Here is an 8,528-nt window from a genome sequence, read left to right as displayed (position 1 = left end):
TAGGGATAGATATGCCGCAGCTTTTCACCCAGCCGAAACGAAGTTCCGGTGCCGGTGGCCGCCGCGATATTACCCGCTGTGGTGCAGGCACACCGCATCCTACGCCAACATACGAGCACGAACTGCTGGCAACACAGCTGACCAGCAAGAAGATGGTGCCATTCCGTACTGTGGTGCATGCACGCTCCTTTGATGAATATCCGGAGTGGGTACGCCATGACGGCGAAGAGTTCCTCTATGTTCTGAAGGGCTCTCTGTTTTTCTATACAGAGTTCTACGAACCGATCGAACTGTTTGAGGGCGACTCTGCTTATTATGACTGCGAAATGGGCCACGCCCTGGTGTCCACCAGCGAGCAGGACGCGGAAGTTATCTGGGTCACCGCATAAACCAAGATACACTGCACAGTCTGAGTGAATCCAAGATATTCCCCTCGGGCAGGTTCTAACATATACTTTGAATATTCTTCCTGAAGTGCCATCGTGGGTTCATCCTGCGACGGCATTTTTTTTGTCTCTTCCCCGGACACAGAATACCCTTCTCTCTTTTCCCCATATTGCGCAATAACTCACCCATCTGATCCACGTTTATGCATCCATTAGTCGAATTCATGCGAAAAAAATCACTTGCATGGAGTTTCCTCTTGGTCTAAGTTGTTTCCTATTGGAAACTTATGATCTATTTTGATCGTATCTACCTATATATAGAAACAAACGGGTAGCAGTTTTGTGTCTCTGGTTGGCGCACAATCGGCCTTTTGCTCCAACCAACCGGTGGCCTAATGGCCACCGGGACACACCTTCTTCCCACCAATAAAAAACGACGAGGTTCGATATGGCTGAAACACAAGGTGCTCTGAAGAAAACTCCCCTGTTTGATCTTCACGTAGAGCTGGGCGCAAAAATGGTTCCTTTCGCTGGGTACGAGATGCCTGTTCAGTACCCTCTGGGCGTAAAGAAGGAACACTTGCACACCCGTAATCAGGCGGGCCTGTTTGATGTTTCCCATATGGGTCAGGTTAAGCTGAGCGGCGCAAACGCAGCAGCGGCTCTGGAAAAACTGGTACCGGTCGACATTATTGACCTGCCTGCGGGTAAACAGCGTTATGCGCTGTTCACCAACGAAGACGGCGGCATCATGGATGACCTGATGGTGACCAACTACGGTGACTGGATCTACGTTGTTGTTAACGCAGCATGCAAAGAGCAGGACATCGCTCACATGCAGGCGAATCTGGGCGAAGGTGTAGAGCTGGAGCTGCTGGATGATCGCGCACTGGTCGCTGTTCAGGGCCCTACCGCTGCACAGGCAATTTCCCGCCTGGCACCTGAAGCCGGTGAAATGGTGTTCATGGATTCTCGCCAGATGCAGATCGACGGTGTTGACTGCTTTGTATCCCGCTCCGGTTACACCGGTGAAGATGGCTACGAGATCTCTATCCCATCCGCTGACGCTGATCGTCTGTGTCGTCTGTTCCTGGAACAGCCAGAAATCGAAGGCATTGGCCTGGGTGCCCGTGACTCCTTGCGTCTGGAATCCGGCCTGTGTCTGTACGGTCACGATCTGGATCAGAGCACCACACCTCTGGAAGGCAGCCTGATCTGGGCGATCTCCAAATGCCGTCGTGCAGATGGTGAACGCGCAGGTGGTTTCCCGGGTGCTGACAAAGTACTGGATCAGATCACCAACAAAAACTGGACGCGTAAGCGTGTCGGTCTGCTGGGTGAAGGTCGTGCGCCAGTACGTGAAGGTACCGAGCTGTTTGATGCCGATGGCAATAAGATCGGTGTTGTAACGAGCGGCACGTACGGACCAACCATCGAAAAGCCTGTTGCAATGGCGTATGTCGAAACAGCATTCAGCCCACTGGACACGGTGGTATTCGCTGAAGTCCGTGGTAAAAAACTGCCAATGACCGTTTCCCGCATGCCATTCATTGAGCAGCGTTACTACCGCGGTTAATCCCGCGAGCAGGCCGGATGAGCGTGGGCTGACAGAGCTAAACAGAGGTGGTGCGGAAACGCACCACTGAGGGTCGCAAATGAGCATGTTCATCAATGCCTGACCCTGTATAAAACTCTGCAGTAACGCTTATCCGCCATCATTAAGTTCAAGTGCTATAGATAGAAGGGGCATCCAATTGACCCTTCATCATAAAAATAAGAATCCACCCAGGAGGTGACGTAATGGAAATGATTCCTTTAACCGAGCTTAAAGGCGAGTCGAAAATGGCCAAATTGCGCCATAAACCGGACCCGAACCGGAAGCGACTGCGTAAACCTGAGTGGATTCGTATTGATCCCCGCAGCAATAGCAACGTGCAGAAAGTAAAGAAAGAACTGCGCGAACTGAAGCTGCACACTGTGTGCGAAGAAGCCTCCTGCCCCAATCTGGCCGAGTGCTTCAGCAAACGCACCGCGACTTTTATGATCATGGGCGCTATCTGTACCCGTCGCTGTCCTTTCTGCGATGTTGCCCACGGTCGTCCCATGGGACTGGATCCAGATGAACCCCGCCACGTGGCAGAATCCATTCAGTCACTGAAGCTACGTTACGCCGTCATTACATCTGTTGACCGCGATGACCTGCGTGACGGCGGCGCCAGCCACTTTGCAGAGGTCGTGCGCGAAGCGCGCGCCCTGAATACCGATCTGACAGTGGAGATCCTGGTACCGGACTTCCGGGGCAAAATGGATGCTGCTCTGGAAGCGCTGTCGGTCCATGTGCCTGACGTACTGAACCACAACATGGAGACTGTTCCGAGTCTGTACGCCTCTGTACGACCGGGCGCTGACTATCACTGGTCTCTGAGCTTGTTGTACCAATACAAACGCCTCAATCCTGAGGTGATCACCAAATCTGGTCTGATGGTTGGTCTGGGCGAGACAAAAGACGAACTCATCGAGGTGATGAAGGACTTGCGCGCCAATGGAGTGGATATGCTAACCATCGGCCAGTACCTGCAACCGACTAAACATCATCTGGCCGTAGAGCGTTACGTAACACCAGAAGAGTTTAAAGAGTACGAAACCATCGGCAAGGAGCTGGGCTTCACCAACGTTGCAAGCGGTCCGATGGTGCGCTCATCGTATCACGCTGATATGCAGGCAAGCGGTGAGTCCGTTGGCTTTGCCGGAGGGGAGTAATATGGCAACGGTAGAAACGATCAACAACCGACTGGTCCACATCAACCTGGCGATTCAGGTCGATGAAAAGGAAGAAGTCAGTTCTATCATGATGCGCGAACGCCCTTTCATCGGCGAACTGAATCTGGATATCGACCCTGACAATCTCTCACTGCTGATCGCGGTCGGAGAGGTCATGGGCGTATCCCAGCCGCTGACCGTGAGCCGCATCTCGTGCATAGGCAAACTGGCAATCCTGTGGCTGGATCTGAATCGCTGGCTGGTATTGCCACCGCCTGGCAGCCACATGTCGGTAAAACAAGCGCTGCAAGATACCTTCGGACAGGACATTCAGTTTCATACTGAAGGTGAGCTGATGCATGCGGAACTAACCGAAGCCGCTGTGCGCTACCTGCTGGAAAGCGATAACACACGCGAAGTTCACGTACAGGCGGATCGCCGTCGCGAAGACAGCCAAAGCCGATTACAGCAGGAAGGTGTCACGATCATGTCACCGTGTGATCAGCGTGAATATGACATTCTGGTCCGCGACCACTGTGCTGAACGCTTATGGCAATGGCTGAGCCAGCATCACCCGGAGCAGACGCCTCATAATCTGGCGGCCAACGGCTAAAACGGATTGCGAATCAGAGCTAAGGAAAACTATGTCGATCTATACGGTTGTTGAACATCCTCAACTTGAAGCGTATCTGGAACAATACTCGATGGGTTCGCTGGTCAGCTTTCAGGGGATCGAAGCCGGTGTTGAAAACACCAACTATTTTGTCACGACAACCAGCGGCGAGTATGTACTCACGCTGGTTGAGTCGGTTACAGCGGAAAAGCTGCCGTTTATTCTGGGCTATGTCGCTCATCTCTCAGAACGTAACATTGCGGTAGCACAGCCCATTCTGAACCGACAGGGTGAACTGTTTGGCAGCCTGAACGAACGCCCCGCCGTCTTTATGCGACGCTTGAAAGGCGCACCACTCGACATCCCCAATCAAGTACAGTGCAGCGTAATTGGCCAGACACTCGCGGCCAGTCATCAGGCATCTGCTGAGCTGGCACACGATGAATACCAGCACATCTATCAGTGGTGCAGCGAGGTCAGCGCACGCGTATTACCTGAACTGAGCGATGCAGACAAACATCTGCTGCAAGAATCAGTCCTCGCAGCCGGAATGATCCCATGGGCACACTTGCCACAGGGTCCTATCCATGCAGACCTGTTTCCAGACAATGCCCTCTTTGACGGTGACTCACTGGCAGGACTGATCGACTTCTACCATGCCTGTTCAGCACCCTACCTTTACGATCTGGCAGTCACCCTCAACGCCTGGTGTTACGACGAACAACAGCAGCATTACGATACGGACAAAGCATCGATGCTGCTCAATAGCTACAACACAGTGCGCGTGCTGGACGACGAAGAGCGGCAATGGCTGAAGGCGATGCAAAAAGTCGCTGCGCTACGTTTTTGGTTGTCCCGTTTGCGCGATAAGCTATTCCCTAAGGACGGTGAATTGATCACCGTGAAGGACCCGAACGGTAAAAAACAATTGCTTGAGCACCTCATTAAAGACGAATAAGTCGGCATGAAGCGCCCATAAAAAACGGCAGGTCACTAATCAAGTGCCTGCCGTTTTTTTGTTTATCGGTTCTTCAGTGAGCCGTTCGGCTGAACATTAAGACCGCGCCTTACAGTCCGACCAGACCTGGAAAGGATCTTGCCCCTGACCGCCATCGCTGGATTCTTCACACTGAATTGCAACGGGCTCAGGCTTGGGTTCCGGCTCTGGATCACCAATTCTCAACATCGCCGGACGCTCATCCGTCAAACGAAACGCGGTGGCGCCGCGCTCCATCTCAAAATACCTTCCAGGATCCAGGTCAGCGCCACCCACAGAGGTATCAATAACGATTCCTCCCTGATCAACACCACCCGCAACCCCCTGAATCACCTTATTCTTCTCGGAACATCGTCGATCACACAGATAGATTTCGTATTCAGTTCCCCGAATACCGATGGTGGCCAAAACGGTCTGAAAACGATAACGATCCGGGTTTGCTTTACCGATCTTTCCGCTGATCGTACGTAAACCACCCCGCATCAACTGAAACACTGCAACCCCATCCTCCGGCCGCTCCTCACGATATTGATAACGCGACAGCTGCAACTTGGAATCCGGTTTCAGATTGACCGTAGAACCGTCATTGAAGCGGATATGCAATCGTCCACGTTTGCTCGTCAAGATACGCTCTTTTTCGAATACGATGGAATCACGCTTGAGCGTTCGCGTTTCACCGCGCAGGTTCTCAGCATGGTTTTCACCCAGACTGAGAATGACACGACCGATAGCCTCATCTGCAAAAACATTGAATGAGGTTGCCAACGTCAGCAACAGTACCCCTATACGTAACACCTTGTTTCTCCCTGTAATGTCCAGTACCGCCGGATTAACTCTAACCTTATCAGGCTTGCACATGAGCAACCAGTATTAGACTCCGTGCTTCAGCTTCTCGAGCTGGTCGCGGTAGTGAGCCGCCAACTCAAACTCCAGATTCTTCGCAGCTTCATACATTTTATCTTCCAGCTCAGTCATCGCTTTCACCTGCTGAGCCGGACTCATCGATGCGGGATCAACGTTATAATCACCGGCCTTATCCGCCACCTTCTTGGCAGCTTTCGCCGCTTTGCGACCCGGAATGGTAGACGCCCCTTCCATAATATCAGCAACTGATTTCTTGATGCCTTTTGGAACAATACCGTGTTCTTTGTTATGCGCCAGCTGCTTTTCACGACGGCGTTCAGTTTCATCCATCGCACGCTGCATCGACCCGGTGATTTTATCTGCGTACAAAATCGCACGGCCGTTGACATTACGCGCCGCTCGACCGATGGTCTGGATCATTGACGTATCCGAGCGCAGGAAACCTTCTTTATCAGCATCCAGAATCGTCACCAGTGAAACCTCTGGCATATCGATGCCTTCTCGCAGCAAGTTGATCCCCACCAGCACATCAAACACTCCGGTACGCAGATCACGGATGATCTCGACACGCTCCACGGTGTCAATATCAGAATGCAGATAACGTACTTTTACGCCATGTTCATCCAGATAGTCAGTAAGATCTTCCGCCATCCTTTTGGTGAGGACAGTGACGACCACACGCTCTTTGTTCGCCACAACTTTGTTAATTTCGGACAACAAATCATCAACCTGAGTCGTAGCCGGACGAATCTCAACAACTGGATCAACCAGCCCGGTCGGACGTACCACCTGTTCTGCGACATGTTGCTGATTGGCTTTTTCATATTTGCTCGGCGTGGCCGACACAAAGATCATCTGCGGCGAAGTCTGCTCCCACTCCTCAAATTTCATCGGACGATTGTCCAGTGCAGACGGGAGACGGAAGCCATATTCAACCAGAGTTTCTTTACGGCTGCGGTCACCACGGTACATTGCACCAATCTGAGGAACGGTGACATGGGATTCATCAATCACCAACAGGGCGTTGTCCGGCAGATAATCAAACAACGTGGGCGGTGCCTGACCGGAATCACGTCCAGACAGATAGCGGGAGTAGTTCTCAATCCCGGAGCAATACCCTAGCTCCCGAATCATCTCCATATCGTACATGGTGCGCTGCTCAAGGCGCTGAGCCTCAACCAGTTTATCGTGATCACGCAGCTGTTTAAGGCGATCATGCAGCTCATCGCTGATCTTATCCACAGCTGCCAGCAAGGTTTCACGCGGCGTTACATAGTGGGATTTAGGATAGACAGTGGCACGTGGCACCCTGCGCAGTACTTCTCCCGTCAACGGATCGAAGTAACTCAGCTGTTCGACTTCATCATCAAACAACTCGATACGCAGAGCTTCCTTTTCTGATTCCGCCGGAAAGACATCAATCACATCGCCCCGCACCCGATACGTACCGCGGTGCAGCTCGATATCGTTGCGCGTGTATTGCAGCTCAGCCAGGCGACGCAGGACTGCTCGCTGATCGATCATATCGCCGCGATCAATATGCAGCATCATGCCAAGGTACAGTTTAGGGTCACCCAAACCGTATATCGCTGATACCGTTGCGACGATGATGGCATCATCCCGCTCCAGCAATGCCTTAGTTGCCGAAAGGCGCATCTGCTCTATGTGATCATTGATGGAGGCGTCTTTTTCGATAAACGTATCAGATGAGGCTACATACGCTTCCGGCTGATAGTAATCGTAGTAAGACACGAAATACTCAACCGAGTTGTCCGGAAAAAACTCCCTGAACTCCCCGTACAGCTGAGCGGCCAGCGTTTTGTTATGCGCCATGATGATGGTGGGACGCTGCACCTGAGCGATCACATTGGCGATGGTGAATGTTTTACCGGAGCCTGTTACCCCGAGCAGCGTCTGGGAGGCTAATCCAGCTTCAATACCATCCACCAACTCAGCAATAGCCGTTGGCTGATCGCCTGCAGGTTCAAAACTGGAGTGGACCTTAAATCGCTCTTTCATCATCTCAACTCAAACGGAATCAACTGGCCATTATAACCTGATCACCAACCTTCTGCTGTTACGAAATACTCAGCCAGTTGAACACGTGCAAATTCACCCGCACATCGCTCTACACATCAATACACAAGTTTCGTTTTGGAACCATCCACCCACTTATGCGAAAAATTGTTACTTTTCTGTACAGAGTGCTTAAAGACGCAACTTGAATCCGGTATAATTTTCCGGCTAAAAAATTACCGCTGAGCCTTGGACTGCGCGCCCCTAACCTATAATTCTGCGCAGCCAGGCGAACCGTAATGCATTAACTATACTTCAGCGGCTCCCTATAAAAGTCATGGGATCTCTCAAGAGGAACTTAGGATTGGACGTTCAACTTTCAGACCGCGTCAATAACATCAAACCTTCACCTACGCTGGCGGTCACTAACCGTGCGGCTGAACTGCGCGCGGCAGGTAAGAACATTATTGGCCTGGGTGCAGGCGAGCCAGACTTTGATACGCCTGAGCATATCAAAGCCGCAGCAATTAACGCGCTGCAGAACGGTTTTACCAAATACACAGCCGTGGACGGCACCCCAGCCCTGAAGACAGCCATTATTGAGAAGCTGAAGGGAGACAACGATCTCTCTTACGCACCTAACCAGATTCTGGTGTCCTGTGGCGGTAAGCAGAGTTTCTTTAACCTGTCTCTGGCATTGCTGAACGAAGGCGACGAAGTCGTTATTCCAGCACCGTATTGGGTGTCTTACCCTGATATGGTGAAAGTGGCTGACGGTGTCCCTGTGATTGTGACAACAACACAGGAACAGCGCTTCAAGATGACACCCGAGCAGCTGGATGCAGCGATCACCGACAAAACTCGCTTGGTGGTCCTGAACAGCCCGTCCAAC

The 8,528-nt window shown here is 51.9% G+C and carries 8 protein-coding genes; 6 read left to right on the top strand and 2 right to left on the bottom strand.

The annotated features are described in order from the left end of the window. The 5 genes from ABYW01_RS08245 to ABYW01_RS08225 all read left to right on the top strand — a co-directional run. Positions 1-389: cupin domain-containing protein (locus ABYW01_RS08245; protein WP_372832001.1), on the top strand; the 389-nt coding region annotated here is incomplete at its 5' end. A gap of 445 nt (positions 390-834) precedes the next feature. Next, the gene (gene gcvT / locus ABYW01_RS08240; RefSeq protein WP_372832000.1) at positions 835-1,962 is read left to right on the top strand and encodes a glycine cleavage system aminomethyltransferase GcvT; all 1,128 of its coding nucleotides are present in this window, start codon (positions 835-837) and stop codon (positions 1,960-1,962) included. 224 nt (positions 1,963-2,186) lie between these two features. Beyond that, the gene (gene lipA, locus ABYW01_RS08235) at positions 2,187-3,146 is read left to right on the top strand and encodes a lipoyl synthase (protein ID WP_372831999.1); all 960 of its coding nucleotides are present in this window, start codon (positions 2,187-2,189) and stop codon (positions 3,144-3,146) included. A 1-nt stretch (position 3,147) separates the two neighbouring features. Next, on the top strand, positions 3,148-3,759 hold the full coding sequence (locus ABYW01_RS08230) for a sarcosine oxidase subunit gamma family protein (protein WP_372831998.1): 612 nt from the start codon (positions 3,148-3,150) through the stop codon (positions 3,757-3,759). A 31-nt stretch (positions 3,760-3,790) separates the two neighbouring features. Further along, on the top strand, positions 3,791-4,717 hold the full coding sequence (locus ABYW01_RS08225; RefSeq protein WP_372831997.1) for a homoserine kinase: 927 nt from the start codon (positions 3,791-3,793) through the stop codon (positions 4,715-4,717). A 96-nt stretch (positions 4,718-4,813) separates the two neighbouring features. Here the strand turns inward: ABYW01_RS08225 and ABYW01_RS08220 are convergent, their stop codons facing one another. Continuing rightward, the gene (locus ABYW01_RS08220) at positions 4,814-5,551 is read right to left on the bottom strand and encodes a FecR domain-containing protein (protein ID WP_372831996.1); all 738 of its coding nucleotides are present in this window, start codon (positions 5,549-5,551) and stop codon (positions 4,814-4,816) included. Positions 5,552-5,626: 75 nt separating this feature from the next. Further along, positions 5,627-7,639 carry an excinuclease ABC subunit UvrB gene (gene uvrB / locus ABYW01_RS08215; protein ID WP_372832002.1) on the bottom strand — a complete coding sequence of 671 codons (2,013 nt, stop codon included), beginning with the start codon at positions 7,637-7,639 and terminating at the stop codon, positions 5,627-5,629. Positions 7,640-7,973: 334 nt separating this feature from the next. On the opposite strand from uvrB, the gene ABYW01_RS08210 reads away from it, so the two are divergent. Next, positions 7,974-8,528 (top strand): aminotransferase class I/II-fold pyridoxal phosphate-dependent enzyme (locus ABYW01_RS08210; RefSeq protein ID WP_372831995.1); only part of this gene is annotated, 555 nt, incomplete at its 3' end.

Source organism: Pontibacterium sp. (assembly GCF_041587635.1).
GTDB lineage: Bacteria > Pseudomonadota > Gammaproteobacteria > Pseudomonadales > Balneatricaceae > Pontibacterium.
The sequence above is the reverse complement of the archived record's forward strand: the minus strand, read 5'-3'. Positions and strand labels throughout refer to the sequence as shown.